The sequence below is a fragment of the Streptomyces sp. NPDC006193 genome, assembly GCF_040613915.1.
Lineage (GTDB): Bacteria > Actinomycetota > Actinomycetes > Streptomycetales > Streptomycetaceae > Streptomyces.
Genome location: NZ_JBEXTB010000001.1, coordinates 1 through 15,632 on the forward strand (window position 1 = coordinate 1; position 15,632 = coordinate 15,632).

Below are 15,632 nucleotides of genomic sequence, written 5' to 3' on the forward strand. Positions count from 1 at the left end.
CCGCCGGGGGGGGGGGCGGGGGCCCGCGGCGCCCCGCCCGCCCCCGGGGGGCGGGGGGGGCCCCCCGCCCCGCGCGCCCCCCCCCCGCCTCGGCGGGTCGGGGTCAGGTTCCGGAGGTGTCCGGGGTGGCCGCCTCGCCGCTGCCGCGTTCGCGGGCGCCCTCCCGGGTGCGTCCCGCGCTCACCAGGCGGCGCGGGTTGCGGCGCAGGTACTCGCCTTCCAGCTGCGCCATGCGCTCGTTGTGGGCCCGCAGCGCGTCGTTCGAGCCGTACAGGAGGGTGTCGTGACGCGTGCGGTGGATCGTCTCCAGCTCCTTCATGAGCTGCTGGTCGTCCAGTCGGCTGGGGTCGACTCCGGTCATCGTGCCGCCCCGCTCGTCTTGTGCGTTCATGGGTTCCGGGTACCCACCAGGAAGCCCGGCGTCGCCGAATCCCCTGCACGGACATGCGGCGTCCCGGGCCCGCGCGGGCGCCGGCCCGCGGGACCCGCCCGGACGCGCCCGGCCCGGACCGTCACCTGGCCCGTTCCACCCGGCGTTCGTCCCAGACCGGTTCCGGGCTCTCGCGGACCCGGCCGTCGCTGCCGAAGACCAGGAACCGGTCGAACGAGCGGGCGAACCAGCGGTCGTGGGTGACCGCGAGCACCGTGCCCTCGAACGCCTCGAGACCCTCCTGGAGGGCCTCGGCGGACTCCAGGTCGAGGTTGTCGGTCGGCTCGTCCAGCAGCAGGGCGGTGGCCCCCGCGAGTTCCAGCAGCAGGATCTGGAAGCGGGCCTGCTGCCCGCCGGAGAGCCGGTCGAAGGCCTGCTCGGCCTGCCGGGTCAGTTCGTAGCGGCGCAGCCGGGACATGGCCGCGCCCCGGTCCTGGGCGTGCTCCTTCCACAGGATGTCCAGCAGGGTGCGGCCCTGGAGCTCGGGGTGGGCGTGCGTCTGGGCGAAGTGGCCGGGCACGACGCGAGCGCCCAGCTTCCACTCCCCCGTGTGCGCGATGTCCTCGCCGGCCAGCAGCCGGAGGAAGTGGGACTTGCCGGAGCCGTTGGAGCCGAGGACGGCGACCCGCTCGCCGTAGAAGACCTCCAGGTCGAACGGCTGCATCAGACCGGTCAGTCCGAGGCCCTTGCAGGTGAGCGCCCGGACACCGGTACGGCCGCCCTTCAGGCGCATGGTGATCTCCTGCTCGCGGGGCGGCTCGGGGGGCGGGCCCGCCTCCTCGAACCTGCGCAGCCGGGTCTGCGCGGCCTGGTAGCGGGAGGCCATCTCGTGGCTCACGGCCGCGGCCTGCCGGAGGTTCACCACCAGTTTCTTCAGCTGGGCGTGCTTCTCGTCCCAGCGGCGGCGCAGCTCCTCGAAGCGGGCGAAGCGTTCCCGGCGGGCCTCGTGGTAGGTGGCGAAGCCGCCGCCGTGCACCCAGGCCTCGGCGCCGGCCGGGCCGGGTTCCACGGAGACGATCTTCTGCGCGGTGCGGGCGAGGAGCTCGCGGTCGTGGGAGACGAACAGGACCGTCTTGCGGGTCTCCCCGAGCTGCTCCTCCAGCCACCGCTTGCCGGGCACGTCGAGGTAGTTGTCCGGCTCGTCCAGCAGCAGCACCTCGTCCGGGCCGCGCAGCAGCGCCTCCAGCACGAGCCGTTTCTGCTCGCCGCCGGAGAGGGTGCGGACCTGCCGCCACTGGGCCCGCTCGTACGGCACGCCGAGCGCGGCGGTGGTGCACATGTCCCACAGGGTCTCGGCCTCGTAGCCGCGGGCCTCGGCCCAGTCGGAGAGCGCCTGCGCGTACCGCAGCTGGGCGGCCTCGTCGTCGACGGTCATGAGGGCGTGCTCGGCCTCGTCCACGGCCCCGGCCGCCTCCCGGATGCGGGGCGGCGCGACGGACACCAGCAGGTCCCGTACGGTCGTGTCGTCCCGTACGGAGCCCACGAACTGGCGCATCACGCCGAGGCCGCCGCTGACGGCGACGGTGCCGCCGTGCGGTTTCAGCTCGCCGGAGATCAGCCGCAGCAGGGTGGTCTTCCCGGCGCCGTTGGGGCCGACGAGGGCGACGACGGCCCCTTCACCGACCCGGAAGGACACATCGCCGAGCAGCACCCTCCCGTCGGGCAGGCAGTACTCGAGATGTGCGGCTTCCAGATGTCCCATGGGCAGGCATTCTCCGGGCCGCCTCCGGCCGGGGGCAAACGCTTATCCCGCGCGCACGGGACCGGCGCCGTGCCGGGGCGCGCCCGCCGGTCCTGGACGACCACGCCGGTGTTCTCCAGGGGGCGGGCCGCGGCGGAGCCGGCGTCGACGGCGACGGCGCGGGCGGCGGTCCACACGCGGATCGCGGATGCGGGCGTCCGGCGCACGGGGACACAAGAAACGGGTGCTTCAGGGTAACCGCACCCCATGAGCCCAGACCTGGACCTGACCGTGCCCGCGGCCGCTGCCCGCAGCCCCCTGCGCACGGTGCTCGCCGTCGACTCCCGGCTGTTCGAGGCCGCGGCCGCCTGGCACTGGCCGGGCGCCGAGCGGGTGCTGCCCCGTCTGAGCCGTGGCGCGAACCACGGTGTGCTGTGGTTCGCGACGGCCGCCGCGATGGCCGCGAGCCGCACACCCCGGGCCCGCCGGGCGGCGGTGCGCGGCCTGGCCTCGCTCAGCCTGGCCTCGCTGGCGATCAACACCCTCGGCAAGCGCTCGGTGCGCCGGGCCCGGCCGGTGCTGGATCCGGTGCCGCTGGCGCGGCAGCTGAAGCGGCAGCCGATCACCACGTCCTTCCCGTCCGGGCACGCGGCCTCCGCCGCGGCCTTCGCGACCGGGGTGGCGCTGGAGTCGCCGGCGTGGGGCGCGGCCGTGGCGCCGGTGGCCTTCTCGGTCGCGGCGTCCCGGGTGTACACGGGGGTGCACTTCCCGAGCGACGTGCTGGCCGGGGCCGCGCTCGGCGCGGGCGCGGCCTTCCTGGTGCGGCGCCTGGTGCCCACCCGCGCCCAGGTGTCCCCGTCCGCCCGGCCGCGTGCGCAGGCGCCGGCGCTGCCGGAGGGCGACGGCCTGGTCGTGGTCGCCAACCGCGGGTCGGGGACGGCGGACCGGGTGCGTGCGCTGCACGACGCGCTGCCGGAGGCGGAGATCGTCGAGTGCGAACCGGAGGACGTCCGGGACGAGCTGGAGAAGGCGGCGGCCCGGGCCCGGGTGCTCGGCGTGTGCGGCGGCGACGGCACGGTGAACGCGGCGGCCACGGTCGCCCTGCGGCACGGTCTGCCGCTGGCGGTGCTGCCCGGCGGCACGCTCAACCACTTCGCCTACGACCTGGGCGTGGAGGACGAACGGCAGCTGGCCCGGGCGGTCCGGCACGGGGAGGCGGTGCGGGTGGACGCCGGCCGGTTCGTCACCGGGGACCGGGAGGGGCTGTTCCTCAACACGCTGAGCATGGGCGTCTACCCGGAGCTGGTGCGCGAACGGGACCGCTGGTCGCACCGGATCGGCGGCTGGCCGGCCGGGGTGCTCGGGGCGCTGCGCGTGCTGCGGGCCGACCGGCATCCGCTGGAGGTCGAGGTCAGCGGGGAACGGCGTCCGCTGTGGCTGCTGTTCGTGGGCAACGGCGTCTACCACCGGATGGGGCTCGCACCGGGCCGCCGCACCGATCTGGCGGACGGGCTGCTGGACGTGCGGGTGGTGCACGGCAGCCGCCGGCCCGCGCTGCGGCTGCTGGCGGCGGCCGCCGCGGGCCCGCTGACCCGCTCCCCCGCGCACGCCGCGGTGCAGGTGAACCGGTTGCGGCTGACCGGGGTCACCCCCGGCACCCCGCTGGCGTACGACGGTGAGATCACGACGGTGTCGGACGAGGTGACGCTGGAGAAGCTGCCGGAGGCCCTGACGGTGTACCGCCCGCTCGGCACGGCGGGCTGACCGCGCCACGCCGCGCCGACCGCCCCGCGCCTCACTGATGCTTCCTTAGTCCGCATGCCGATACACAGGTCTCATCATCCGGCCGCCGGGCGTACGGTGGGCGTATCGGCGGACGGGTCCGTCCGGGCCGCCGGCCGACGAGGGGCGAAGGGGTACCGTCATGCCGAGAGCGCAGGAGACCGCCGTCTACACGCACGGGCACCACGAGTCGGTGCTGCGTTCGCACACCTGGCGGACCGCCGCCAACTCCGCGGCCTACCTGCTCGGCTCGCTGGAGCCCGGCATGAGGATCCTCGACATCGGCTGCGGCCCCGGCACCATCACCGCCGACCTGGCGGAACTGGTCCCGGACGGCCATGTCACCGGGGTCGACCACGCGCCGGGCGTCCTGGAGCGGGCCCGGGCCACCGCCGCGGCGCGCGGTCTGGACAACGTCGACTTCGCGGTGGCCGACGTCCACGCCCTGGAGTACCCGGACGGCGCCTTCTGCGTGGTCCACGCCCACCAGGTGCTCCAGCACGTGGGCGACCCGGTGCAGGCGCTGCGGGAGATGCGCCGGGTGACCAGGCCCGGCGGGCTGATCGCCGTGCGGGACGCCGACTACGCGGCGATGACCTGGTATCCGGCGCTGCCCGGCCTGGACGACTGGCTGGACCTGTACGAGCGGGTGGCCCGCGCCAACGGCGGCGAACCCGACGCCGGGCGCCGCCTGAAGGCGTGGGCGCTGGCCGCCGGCCTGCGGGACGTCACGGCCACCTCCAGCACCTGGACGTTCGCCGAGCCCGAGGAGCGGGCCTGGTGGAGCGGCCTGTGGGCGGACCGCACCCTCGCCTCCGCCTACGCCGACCTGGCCGTACGAGGGGGCCATGCGACACAGGAGAGGCTGCGGGCGGTGTCCGGGGCCTGGCGGGAATGGGGCGGGCGGGAGGACGGCTGGTTCGCGGTCATGCACGGAGAGATCCTCTGCCGGAAGGAACCCTGACCCGCCCCGCCCACGGGCGCCTCCGGCCCCCAGCGGCCCGCACGGACTGCACGCCCCCGCAACCGGCGGCGCCCCACCAGCGTCGGGTGGGGCGTCCGGGGCGCGGCCGAGGTCCGCGGCCGGGGGCCGAGGTCAGTCGCGCGGGAGCAGCGGTCCCAGGGGACCGAGGTCGAGGTTCAGGTCCTCGGGCCGCAGGCCGTACCGCTCCCGCAGCTCGGCCATCCGCTCCTCCAGGAGCATCAGGGTGAGCCCGATCCGCTCCTCCTGCTCCTCGGTCAGCTCCCCGGTGTCGAAGCGCCGCACGGCCTGCCGCTCCATGAGCTGGCGCAGCAGCTCGACCACGGTGAGCACGAGTTTCACCAGGTCGCGTTCGACGGTGTCGGGCTCCAGGTCGAGCCGTTTGCGCTGCGGGCGCGCGGTCATAGCAGCTCCTCGAAGGGCGACGGGACCTGCTGGTTCACCGAGCTGATCAGCGCGTTCAGGTCGATGCGGACGAGATCGACGTCCGCGATGCGCAGCGTGATGTCGCCGGTGATGACGACCCCGCCGGCCAGCAGCCGGTCCAGGAGGTCCACCAGGGCGACCTCGCGGCGTTCGACGACGGTCACCGGCCCTCCCCCGCGTTCTCCACGGTGCCCCTCGCCTCCGCGGTGTCCTCCGTCTCGCCCGTGAAGGAGTAGGCGGCCCAGGGGCCGGTGAGCTCCACGCGGATGCCGGGCGCCTCGTCCTTCGTGCGGTCCACCAGTTCCACGAACTCCTCGGACTGCCTGCGGGGCACCAGATAGGCCGCGTTCAGCACGTTCTGCCCGGCCGCGCCGGACAGCGTGGGATTCTGCGGGGGGTGCAGCCGGACGTCCTCGGCACGTGCCGCGAGGCGCTCGTGCAGGGACCGCGAGAACGCCTCGGCGCGCTGCCACCGCTCCTCCTGCGCGTGGCTGCGCTCGCGCCGGCGGCGCAGGTAGTCCCGCCCGCTGGCGGGCTTCGCCGCGGCGGCGGGGACGGGCTCGGCCGGCTCGGGCTCCAGGTACACCTTCACGCCCCATTCGACGCGGCCCGCCAGGCGGTCCAGCAGGCGCCGGAAGTCGTCCTCGCGCGCCTCGATCATGGTGCGGACGGCGCTGTCGTCCCGGAAGACGGTCGCGAGCCGCAGCGGCAGCGGAGTGGTGACCGTGGTGAGCGCGTCGATCACGCCCTGGTGGGCGCGGGCGGTCGCGGCCAGCCAGTCCAGGTCCTCCAGGTGGGCCTTCAGCGCCTCCTCGGAGAAGTCGGCCTCGGGGACCGTGCTGACGACCGCGACGAGCCCGTGGTGGTGCAGCAGTGCCGGCGGGGCGCCGCCGATGCCGGTGAGCTGGACCTGCAGCGGCAGTTCGAAGGGGCGGCAGACGGCGTAGACGTACCGCAGTCCGGTCATGGTGCCTCCCTCGGGGCGCGGGCGCGGCCCGGCTCCAGTTCCTCCAGCCGGGCGAGCCGTTCTCTCAGTTCCGCGTTCTCCCGGGTCAGCTCGTCCCGACGGGCGCGGGACGAGAGGGCCGGGTCGCTCTCCCACCAGTCGATGCCCATCTCCTTGGCCTTGTCCACCGAGGCGACGATGAGCCGCAGCTTGATGGTGAGCAGTTCGATGTCGAGCAGATTGATCCTGATGTCGCCCGCGATCACGACACCCTTGTCGAGCACGCGCTCGAGGATGTCGGCGAGGTTGGCCCCCGAGCCCTGACCGTAGGGCTCGGGAAAGCGGCTGGCCGTCGTCATCGACGGCTCCCGCGCTCGGCGTACTCGGGCTCCTCGTCCTCCTCGTACTCGCCGGTGTCCTCGGCCTCGTCGCCCTCCTCGGCCTCTTCGCCCTCTTCGGCCTCGTCCTCGTACGCGCCTTCTTCCTCGGCCTCGTCCTCGTACGGGCCCTCTTCCTCGGCCTCGTCCTCGTACGCGCCTTCCTCGTCGGCCTCGTCCTCGTACGCGCCCTCTTCGCCGGCCTCGTCCTCGTAGGCCTCCTGGTCCTCCTCGGGCTCCTCGCCCTCCTCCTCGCCCTCCTCCTCGGCGCCCTCCTGGTCCCGCGCCTCGGTGTCCTCCCCGTTCTCCCCGTTCTCCTCGTTCTCCTCGTTCTCCTCGTTCTCCTCCTCGTCGCCCTGCTCCTCCTCGGGCGCCCGGCCCTCGGCCTGCTGCTCGCGCTCCTCCTCCTCGACGGCGTCCTCGTGGCTGCGGACCACCTCGCCGTCGCGGATCTCGCCGCGCCAGCCGTCCTCCGCCTCTCCCTTGAGGGTGATGAAGCGGGCGAAGTTCTTCAGGTCCAGCCTGGCCCGGCGGCCCTGGGCGCGCCAGATGTTGCCGGTCTTCTCGAACAGGCCGGTCGGGTAGTACTCCATGACCAGCAGCACCCGGGTGAGGTTCTCCTCCAGCCGGTGGAAGGAGACGACGCCCTTGGTGGTGCCCTTGGCTCCCTCCGACGACCACTGGATGCGGTAGTCGGGGATCTGCTCGGTCGTCTGCGCCTTCCAGCTACGGGTGGACCAGAAGACCTTCGCCTGCCAGTCGGAGTGGGTGTCGTCGGCCCGGCTGGCGCTCTTGACGCCGTGCGCGAAGGTGCTGAAGTCCTGGTACTGGGTCCACTGGTCGTAGGCGGTGCGCAGCGGCACGCCGACGTCGATGGACTCCATGATGACGGTGGGCTTCTTGCCCGCGCCGCGCTTCTTCTTGCCCTTGCCGCCCCCCAGGTTCTTGACGGCGTCCATGACGTTCTCCTTGACGCGCGAGCCGCCCACCTCGAGCGCCGAGCGCAGCGGGCCCTTGCCCTCGGCGAGCTTGCGCCCGCCCTCGAGCGCCATCTTGGCGAAGCCCGGGCTCTTGCCCTCGGCGATGTCGTTGAGCTTGACGGTGGTCTCGCCGAGTTTGCGGCCGAGGCCCACCAGCGCACGCTGCGCCTGTGCCGCCAGGTACTCCTGGACCTCCTCCTTCAGCCGGTCGGCGGCCTCGCTCTGGGCGAGACCGGCGAGCGGGTTGTTCTTGGCCTTGTCCGTCGCCTTGCCTGCCGCGGAGGTGGCGGATCCCAGGGTGTCGGTCATCGGTCGTCGCCGCCCTTCGACCGCCGGGGGGCGGCACGCCGTGCGGCGTCCCCCGCCCCGGCGGTCTTCTTGCCAGCCGTCTTGCCGGCCGCGGTCGTCTTCTTGGCCGCGGTCTTCTTCGCGGGAGCCGTCTTCTTGGCCGCCGCCTTCTTGGCGGGGGCCTTCTTCACCGGCGGCTTCGCGGCCCGCTGTGCGCCCCGGGATCCGTCCCCGCGGCCCTCGCGGCCGGTGTCACGGTCCCGGTCGCCGTCGTGGTCGTCCTCCTCCGGCTCGGGGGTCTCCTCCGCGGACCCCTCCCGGGTGTCCTCCGCGCCCCCGGCGTCCTCCCGCTCCTCGCCGGAGTCCCCCGGGACCACGCCGGACAACTGGTCGCGCACCTGTGCGGTGCGGCCGTGCAGCCGGTCGGCGAGCGAGCTGATCTGCCGCTCGACCATCGCACCGGTGGCGGCCTTCCCGACGCCGCGCAGGTCCCCGCGGAGCTGGTCGCCGATCTCCTTGAACTGCGGGTTGTCCCGCAGCTGCCGGCTCAGCTGGTCCGCGAGCGCCCGCGGGCCGAGGTTCATCTTCTTCCCGGCCACGAAGGAGCCGACCGCGAGGGCCAGTTTCAGCTTCTTCGTGCGTCCGAGCATGTATCCGGCCCCTACGGCGAGGCCCAGTGCCGTTCTGTTCATCGTCACGTCCCGTTGCCTGTGGTGTCGCCGCGCTGAGCGGCCTCCAGCCGGTCGAGCAGTTCGTCCTCGCGCCGGTCGAACTCCTCGTCGGTTATCTCGCCCGCCTCGAGCTGCTCCTCGAGGCGGGCGAGTTCGGCCCGTACGGTGGCGGGGTCGTAGTAGATCCGCTCCGCCTCACGGAGCACCTGCCTGATGGCCCAGGCGCTGCCGCGCACGGGAGCGAACGGCAGCATCAGCACTTCGCCGATCAGCCCCACGGTGTTCTCCTTTCCGTTCGGGCCGGGAGCGCTACTGCGCGCCGGCGTCCGCGCCGGCCGTGCTGCCGGCGGGCTCGGCGGGGCCGGGCTCGACGAAGCTGTACGGCGGCAGCGGACCGTGGATCCGCAGATCCAGGTGTGCGTGGCTCTTGCGGACCTGCTCGACGGTGGCCAGGAAGTCCTCCGCCGAGGCCCGCGGGACCAGGAACGAGACGTTGACCAGCCAGCCGGTGGACTCGGGGCCCACGCTGACCGCGTCGGCGGCCGGCGCCAGCAGGTTGCGGACCTCGGCCGCGTCCTCGCCCTCCTTGGCCTTGACGGCGGCGGCGACCATCTCGCCGAGGCGGATCTTGTCGTCGTAACTGCCGCCGCCCGCCTTGCGGTTGGCTTCGGCGAGCGAGCGGATCTCCGCGTTCTCGGCCATCACCAGGTGCAGGACGGCCTCCTCGACGTGGGTGGCCTTGACGTTGTACTCGACCTTGCCGTCCAGCTCCCGCAGCCGCTCCTGGTAGTGCTCGGCCCGCTCGGTGAGCACCTGGACGACGGCGTCGTCGTCGGTGGCGACGCTGCCGAAGCGCATCGGCAGCACGCAGCCGGCCGCGCCCGCCTCGGCGAGCACGTTCTGGTGCGCGAGCAGGTCCCTGCGCTTGGGGCGCAGGTCCTCCGGGGCGTCACTGACCACGGCGACCAGGTCGCCGGCCGGGAGGACGCGGACCGGCCGGGGCGGCTCGCCCACGCCGGTCATGCCCTCCGGCAGCGCCGCGTGCGACCGGGCGGTGATGCCGTAGACGTAGGTGCTCACTCCTGCTCCTCCTTCCGGCGCGCCGGGGCCTTGCGGGCGCGCGGCCGGGACTCGCCCTCCCCTTCCTTGCGGGCCTGGTTGAAGGCGTCGGATATGGTCTGCGCGGCGCCGGACAGCGCCCCCTTGGACTTGCCGCGGGCGCCGGACTCGGTGATCTCGCCGACGATGTCGGGCAGCCCCGGGCTCTTGCGCGGACCGGATTCCAGGTCGAGGCGGTTGCACGCCTCGGCGAAGCGCAGATAGGTGTCGACGCTGGCCACCACGACCCGGACGTCGATCTTCAGGATCTCGATGCCGACCAGAGAGACGCGCACGAACGCGTCGATCACGAGTCCCCTGTCCAGGACCAGCTCGAGTACGTCGTAGAGGCCGCTGCTGCCGCCTCCGCCTCCGGTCTGCTGTGCCGGAACTACTGTCATGCCGGCGATTCCTCCTCGTGCGTTGTCGGTGCGCTGTCTGTGCGGCGGGGGCCGCGGGGCGGTGTCCTAGCGGCCACCGCGCGCGTCGGCCCTTCCGCGTTCGTATCGGCGGACGCGCCGGTAGCCGCTCAGCTGGCCGTCCCGGTCGAGGTCGACCTGGTAGCTCGCCATGAGGCTCATCGTGTCGGGCACCCTCTCCATCTCGAGGACCTCGACCTCCAGCGACCAGCCGTCCGCCGTCTGCTCGAACGAGGACACCGACTCCGGTGTGAGGCCGGTGAGTTCGGTGAGCTGGGCGCGCGCCTGGCGCAGCACCTCCATGGGGCTCGGACGGTGGTCGTCCGCCGCGGTCCCGCCTGTGTTGTCGTCTGCTTCCTGGGATTCGCGGGAGTGGTGTGGCTCCCGCGAGTTCTGTGCTTCGGATGTGTTCTTTGTGTTCGACATGGCCACCTCTCCCTGCGTGTGGCCCTCACATCCAGGGCCAAACCTTCAGGAGCCAATGCATGCTGCCGGAGCCCCGTCGTGCCTGGTCACAACCGGTACGTGCGTCAGCCACGCAGTTGTGCGAGGCGGTTTCGGGCACGGTTCAGGGAGCGTCCTCGGCCGCTCAGACCGGCCCAGGGGTCCGTGCGCGCCTGCTCCAGGGCGTCGGCGAGGGTCCAGCGGCGGGCGTCGACGCCCGGGTCGTCCACCTGTTCCCAGGTCAGCGGCACCGCGACGGGCGCGCCGGGCCGGGCGCGGACGGTGTACGGGGCGACGGCGGTCTGGGCGTACCCGTTGCGCTGCACGTCGAGGTACAGGCGGTCGCCGCGGTCCTGTCTGCGGGCGGCGGTGGTGAGCCGGTCCGGATCCCGTGCCGCGGCCGACTCGGCGACCTCGTGGGCGAATCGGCGTACCTCGTCGAAGTCGTGACGGCCGTCGAGCGGGACGACGAGGTGCAGTCCCCGCGAGCCGGTGGTCATCGGCGCCGCGGGCAGGCCCAGGTCGTCCAGCAGCTCGCGCAGCCGGTGCGCGGCCTCGCGGACGAGCGGGAAGTCGTCGCCGGGGGGATCGAGGTCGAAGACCAGGCGGTCGGGGTGGTCCGGGCCGCCGGCGCGGTCGGTGCGCGACAGCCAGCGGTGCAGGGTGAGGCAGGCCTGGTCCGCGAGGTACAGGAGGGTGGCGGTGTCGTCGCAGACCACGTGGGTGACGGTGCCGCCCTCCTTGGCCACCTCGGCGCGGGTGATCCAGTCCGGGTAGTGCTCGGGGGTGGCCTTCTGGAAGAACCGCGGCCCGTCGAGGCCGTCCGGATACCGTTCCAGCATCAGCGGACGGCCCCGCAGGTGCGGCAGCAGGTACGGCGCGACGGACCGGTAGTAGTCGGCGAGATCGCCCTTGGTGTACTCCTTCGCGCCCCCGCCGCCGGGGAGGAGCACCTTCCCCGGCCGCCGGATCGCCACCGTGCGACGCCCGGCCCGCAGGGTCCGCGCGTCGTCCCCGCTCATCGCACGACCGCCTCCTCGACCAGCATCCGGGCCGCCGCCGTGATGCCGGCGGCGTCGATGCCGGCCGCGTGCAACTGCTCGTCGGGGGCGGCCGACCCGGGCATGCCGCGCACCGCGAGACGGACCAGCCGCGGCACCGGGGAGCCGTCGCCGAACGCCTCCGCGACCGCGTCCCCGAGGCCGCCCTCCGCGCGGTGGTCCTCGACGGTGAGCAGGCAGCCGGTCTCCTCGGCGGCCCGCCGCAGGGTCCGGGAGTCCACCGGCTTGACGGAGTACAGGTCGACGACCCGCACCCGGATGCCGTCCTCGGCGAGCCGGTCGGCGGCGGCCAGCGCCTCCGGGACGGTCACCCCGGCCGCGACGACGGTGAGCCGGTCGTCGTCGCTGGAGCGCAGCGTCCTGCTGCCGCCGACCTCGAACTCCTCGTCGGGGCCGTAGATCACCGGGGTCTTGCCGCGCGAGGTGCGCAGGTAGCGGATGCCCTCCAGGCCCGCCATGGCCGCGACCAGTTTGGCGGTCTGGTTGGCGTCGCACGGGTACAGCACCGTCGAGCCGTGCACGGAGCGGAACATCGCCAGGTCCTCCAGACCCATCTGCGAGGGCCCGTCCTGCCCGATGGCGACACCGGCGTGCGAGCCGACCAGGTTGATCCCGGAGCCGCTGATGGCCGCCATGCGCACGAAGTCGTGGGCGCGGGTCAGGAACGCGGCGAACGTGGAGGCGTACGGCACCCAGCCGCGCGCGGCCATGCCGACGGCCGAGGCGACGAGCTGCTGCTCGGCGATGTAGCACTCGAAGAAGCGGTCGGGGTGGGCCTTGGCGAACTCCTCGGTGCGGGTGGAGTCGCCGACCTCGCCGTCGAGAGCGACGACGTCGCCGCGGGCGGAGCCGAGCGCGGCGAGGGCGCTGCCGAAGGCGTCGCGGGTGGCGACCTCGTCTCCCCGGTCGTAGCGCGGCAGCTGCAGGACCTCGGTGGGGACCGCGCGCAGTGCGGCGGCGGCCTGCGGTTCGCCGACCTGGACCCGCAGGTCGCGCGGGCCGCCGAGTTCGGCGATGGCCTCCTCGGCCTCGGGCAGCGGCTTGCCGTGCAGGCCCTCGCGGTCCTCGACGGCGGCCACGCCCCTGCCCTTGAGGGTGCGGGCGAGGATCACGGTGGGCTGTCCGGTGGTGGACAGCGCCTCGCCGTAGGCCCGGTCGACGGCGTCGACGTCATGGCCGTCGACCTCGATGGTGTGCCAGTCGAAGGCCTGGAAACGGCGGGCGTAGGCGTCCAGGTCGTGGCCGTGCCGGGTGGGGCCGCGCTGCCCGAGCCGGTTGACGTCCACGACGGCGATCAGGTTGTCGAGGTTCTCGTAGCCGGCGTGTTCGGCGGCCTCCCACACCGAGCCCTCCGCCAGCTCGCTGTCGCCGCACAGCACCCACACCCGGTAGTCGGTGCGGTCCAGCCGCTTCCCGGCGAGGGCGATGCCCACCGCGACCGGCAGGCCCTGGCCGAGGGAGCCGGTGGCCGTCTCCACCCAGGGCAGCCGCCGCGGCGTCGGGTGCCCCTCCAGCCGGCTGCCGAGCTTGCGGAAGGTGAGCAGCTCGCCGTCGTCGATCGCGCCGGCCGCCTTGTACGCCGCGTACAGCAGCGGTGAGGCGTGGCCCTTGGAGAGCACGAAACGGTCGTTCGCGGGATTGTCGGGGCGCTCGAAGTCGTAGCGCAGGTGGTTCGCGAGCAGGACGGCCACCAGGTCGGCGGCGGACATGGAGGACGTGGGGTGCCCGGAGCCCGCGGCGGCGGACGCCCGCACGCTGTCCACGCGCAACTGCTGTCCCAGTTCGGCGAGTTCGGCGGTGTTCATGAAGCTCCTCGGTCTTCGTGCGTCAGTCGGGGGCGTTCGCGGGGTCGGCGGGGTCGGGCGGGTCGGTGCGCGGGACGGGCCCCGGGGCCGGATGCGTGGCCCCCCGCCCGGCGGGCTGGTTCTCCGCGGGTTCTCGGCCCGGCTGGTTCTCCGCGGGTTCTCCGCCCGGCTGGTTCTTCGCGGGTTCTCCGCCCGGCTGGTTCTTCGCGGGTTCTCCGCCCGGCTGGTTCTTCGCGGGTTCTCCGCCGGGCTGGTTCTTCGCGGACTCCTCGCCCGGCCGGTCCGTGGGATGCGTGTCGCGTGTCATGGGGCGCCTCCTGGGAGCGGGCGGTCGCTGCGGACGCCCGGGTACCCGCACCGGTTCCGGTGCGGCCGTGCTCCGGGACGCCGTACAAGCCCCGTCGGGCAGCCGGCGAGCCCGCGGCCCGGGCGCCGCTACGGGCGTCGGCGGGACCGGCGCGGCGATGACGACGCGGGGTCGGATCACGGTGCGCCTCCGGCGGTGCGGCTCGTCCGAGGCTCTCCACGTAACCGGGGCCGGGGCACCCAAACGCGGGCCGGCGCGCCCGTGACCCGGCCGGAGCACCGGACGCCGCCGGACGGGCGGCCACGGCCGGCGCTTCGCTCCTGGGGCGCGCGGCCGCCCGGCTCACCGCGCTGCGGTCCTCCGCCGGGGTGCGAGGTCAGGCCCGGTGGTGAGGTGTGTCGGGGTCGACCGGGGGCTCCGGCGGCATCGGGGGGTACGGGAGGCCCAGGCCGCTCGGCGGGGCGGCGGGCGAGGTGCCGCCGACCACGCGGTGCGGCGCTTCCGGGGCGCCGTGGGGGTGTCCGTGGCCGGGGCGGGCGAGGCCGCGCAGGGCGTAGGCCACCACGGCCAGGAGCGCCGCGGTGATGAGGGCGGCGGCCCAGCCGGGCAGGCCGGTGGCCAGGGCCAGGCCCACGGCGAGTGCGACCGCGCCGCCCGCGTACAGGGCGGCGGCGCCCGACGCGGCGTAGAGCATGGCGGTACGGCGCTGTTTGCGGGACTGCTCGCGCAGTTCGTCGCGCACCGTCTCGCGCGCCACCTGTGCCAGCTCTTCGACGAGGTGCTTGTCCAGGTGTTCCACATGATCCGAACGGTCCATACCGTCCGGGTACCCGCCGGACACAGCGGGTAACGCCGGGGCGGCCCGCCCCGGCGGGCCTCAGGCGGTCGTCCGCATCTCGACGGTGAGCGCCCAGCGTTCGTGATCACGCCATGCCCCGTCGACATGGAGCATGTCCGGGGAGAAGCCCTCCAGGCGGAAGCCGGCGCGCCGGGCGAGCGCGATGGAGCGGGCGTTGCCGGGCTGCACATTGATCTCCAGCCGGTGCAGGCCCAGCGGCCCGAACGCGTGCGCGATCACCAGCTCCAGCCCCTCGCGCATCAGTCCGCGCCCGGCCGCGTGCGCGAAGGCGCCGTAGCCCAGGGCGCCGCACTGGAAGCCGCCCCGGACGATGTTGTTGATGTTGACGAACCCGGCGATGTCCCCGCTGTCCAGCTCGCACACCAGGAAACCGGCCCGAGCGGGGTCCTCGATCAGCCGGCCGGCGTAGTCGGCGTATGCCTCGTCGCTGTCCGGCGGGAACAGCCACGGCCGGTGCAGTTCCCTGCTCTCGCGGGCCCGGGCGGTGAATTCGGGGCCGTCCGCGAGGGTGAGGGGCCGGATGGCGACCCGGGCGCCTTCGGCGAGGTGACGGGACGGAGTGTGCGGCATCCCGCCAGCCTACGGCGTCCCGGTCCACGGGCGCCCGGCCGCGCGGCCGGGCGCCGCCGCGAGAGACACGCCCCCGCACGGCCCACCGTCGACCGGCGGGGCACCGCCCCGCACCGGCACGGCATCATCCGGGAGACCCACCCGACCGGAGGCCGGCCGAGGACCGGAAGGAGCCGGAGGCTGAGGGCGGGAAGAGCCCCGAGTGCGGAAGGTCTCCCAGCGCGAGGCAGCGAGGGCTGGTGGGCCGCGTCGCCTCTACTGCCGGAAGGCCGGTTCACGAGCCCAGCCACCACAGGCCGGAAACGCGCACCACCGCGAGGCCGCAGGCCGCAGGCACCGACCCATACCGGCCGCAGAGCCGCAAGGCCGCACCGGCCGCAGTGCCGCGAGCGCCGCAGGGTGCCCCGCCCCGACGGCCGGCGAGCCCTCAAGGGGCGAGAACGCCGCAGGCACACGGCCGCGACAGCCCGGAAGGCCACAGCACCGCAGGGCCACAGCACCGCAGC

The 15,632-nt window shown here is 74.2% G+C and carries 19 protein-coding genes; 2 read left to right on the plus strand and 17 right to left on the minus strand.

What is annotated here, in order from left to right:
* Nucleotides 1–103: 103 nt before the first annotated feature.
* The gene (locus ABZ261_RS00005) at nt 104–391 is read right to left on the minus strand and encodes a DUF6158 family protein (protein ID WP_356854257.1); all 288 of its coding nucleotides are present in this window, start codon (nt 389–391) and stop codon (nt 104–106) included.
* Nucleotides 392–512: 121 nt separating this feature from the next.
* On the minus strand, nt 513–2,132 hold the full coding sequence (locus ABZ261_RS00010; RefSeq protein ID WP_356854258.1) for an ATP-binding cassette domain-containing protein: 1,620 nt from the start codon (nt 2,130–2,132) through the stop codon (nt 513–515).
* A 246-nt stretch (nt 2,133–2,378) separates the two neighbouring features.
* Between ABZ261_RS00010 and ABZ261_RS00015 the strand changes: the two genes are divergently transcribed.
* Both ABZ261_RS00015 and ABZ261_RS00020 read left to right on the plus strand, forming a co-directional pair.
* Entirely contained in the window at nt 2,379–3,875 is a 1,497-nt protein-coding gene (locus ABZ261_RS00015; RefSeq protein ID WP_356854259.1) for a phosphatase PAP2 family protein, read from the plus strand.
* Between the two features lie 160 nt (nt 3,876–4,035).
* Nucleotides 4,036–4,857 carry a methyltransferase domain-containing protein gene (locus ABZ261_RS00020; protein WP_356854260.1) on the plus strand — a complete coding sequence of 274 codons (822 nt, stop codon included), beginning with the start codon at nt 4,036–4,038 and terminating at the stop codon, nt 4,855–4,857.
* A 132-nt stretch (nt 4,858–4,989) separates the two neighbouring features.
* Here ABZ261_RS00020 and ABZ261_RS00025 read toward each other — a convergent pair whose 3' ends face one another.
* From ABZ261_RS00025 to ABZ261_RS00095, 15 genes are all read right to left on the minus strand, one after another.
* Nucleotides 4,990–5,280, minus strand: coding sequence for a gas vesicle protein K (locus ABZ261_RS00025; RefSeq protein ID WP_356854261.1), 291 nt, complete (start codon nt 5,278–5,280; stop codon nt 4,990–4,992).
* The gene (locus ABZ261_RS00030; RefSeq protein WP_189815894.1) at nt 5,277–5,465 is read right to left on the minus strand and encodes a gas vesicle protein; all 189 of its coding nucleotides are present in this window, start codon (nt 5,463–5,465) and stop codon (nt 5,277–5,279) included. The genes ABZ261_RS00025 and ABZ261_RS00030 overlap by 4 nt, the downstream gene beginning before the upstream one ends.
* On the minus strand, nt 5,462–6,268 hold the full coding sequence (locus ABZ261_RS00035; RefSeq protein WP_356854262.1) for a GvpL/GvpF family gas vesicle protein: 807 nt from the start codon (nt 6,266–6,268) through the stop codon (nt 5,462–5,464). Before ABZ261_RS00035 ends, ABZ261_RS00030 begins: the two co-directional genes overlap by 4 nt.
* Nucleotides 6,265–6,606, minus strand: a complete 342-nt coding sequence (locus ABZ261_RS00040) for a gas vesicle protein (protein WP_356854263.1) — start codon at nt 6,604–6,606, stop codon at nt 6,265–6,267. The genes ABZ261_RS00035 and ABZ261_RS00040 overlap by 4 nt, the downstream gene beginning before the upstream one ends.
* A complete protein-coding gene (locus ABZ261_RS00045; protein WP_356854264.1) occupies nt 6,603–7,913 on the minus strand; it encodes an SRPBCC family protein in 1,311 nt (436 codons plus the stop codon). The genes ABZ261_RS00040 and ABZ261_RS00045 overlap by 4 nt, the downstream gene beginning before the upstream one ends.
* Nucleotides 7,910–8,584 carry a DNA primase gene (locus ABZ261_RS00050; protein ID WP_356854572.1) on the minus strand — a complete coding sequence of 225 codons (675 nt, stop codon included), beginning with the start codon at nt 8,582–8,584 and terminating at the stop codon, nt 7,910–7,912. Before ABZ261_RS00050 ends, ABZ261_RS00045 begins: the two co-directional genes overlap by 4 nt.
* Nucleotides 8,585–8,586: 2 nt before the next feature.
* The gene (locus tag ABZ261_RS00055) at nt 8,587–8,841 is read right to left on the minus strand and encodes a gas vesicle protein GvpG (RefSeq protein ID WP_356854265.1); all 255 of its coding nucleotides are present in this window, start codon (nt 8,839–8,841) and stop codon (nt 8,587–8,589) included.
* 31 nt (nt 8,842–8,872) lie between these two features.
* Complete coding sequence (locus ABZ261_RS00060; protein WP_356854266.1) at nt 8,873–9,643, minus strand: GvpL/GvpF family gas vesicle protein; 771 nt, start codon at nt 9,641–9,643, stop codon at nt 8,873–8,875.
* Nucleotides 9,640–10,062 (minus strand): gas vesicle structural protein GvpA, encoded by a 423-nt coding sequence (locus ABZ261_RS00065; protein WP_356854267.1) that lies wholly within the window; start codon nt 10,060–10,062, stop codon nt 9,640–9,642. The genes ABZ261_RS00060 and ABZ261_RS00065 overlap by 4 nt, the downstream gene beginning before the upstream one ends.
* 66 nt (nt 10,063–10,128) lie before the next feature.
* A complete protein-coding gene (locus ABZ261_RS00070; protein WP_356854268.1) occupies nt 10,129–10,506 on the minus strand; it encodes a gas vesicle protein in 378 nt (125 codons plus the stop codon).
* A 104-nt stretch (nt 10,507–10,610) separates the two neighbouring features.
* On the minus strand, nt 10,611–11,546 hold the full coding sequence (gene ligD / locus ABZ261_RS00075; RefSeq protein ID WP_356854269.1) for a non-homologous end-joining DNA ligase: 936 nt from the start codon (nt 11,544–11,546) through the stop codon (nt 10,611–10,613).
* On the minus strand, nt 11,543–13,390 hold the full coding sequence (locus ABZ261_RS00080) for a transketolase (RefSeq protein WP_356854270.1): 1,848 nt from the start codon (nt 13,388–13,390) through the stop codon (nt 11,543–11,545). The genes ligD and ABZ261_RS00080 overlap by 4 nt, the downstream gene beginning before the upstream one ends.
* A gap of 22 nt (nt 13,391–13,412) precedes the next feature.
* Nucleotides 13,413–13,697 (minus strand): hypothetical protein, encoded by a 285-nt coding sequence (locus ABZ261_RS00085; protein WP_356854271.1) that lies wholly within the window; start codon nt 13,695–13,697, stop codon nt 13,413–13,415.
* Nucleotides 13,698–14,073: 376 nt separating this feature from the next.
* Nucleotides 14,074–14,514, minus strand: coding sequence for a phage holin family protein (locus tag ABZ261_RS00090; RefSeq protein WP_356854272.1), 441 nt, complete (start codon nt 14,512–14,514; stop codon nt 14,074–14,076).
* A gap of 60 nt (nt 14,515–14,574) precedes the next feature.
* Complete coding sequence (locus ABZ261_RS00095) at nt 14,575–15,126, minus strand: GNAT family protein (protein ID WP_356854273.1); 552 nt, start codon at nt 15,124–15,126, stop codon at nt 14,575–14,577.
* Nucleotides 15,127–15,632 lie beyond the last annotated feature (506 nt).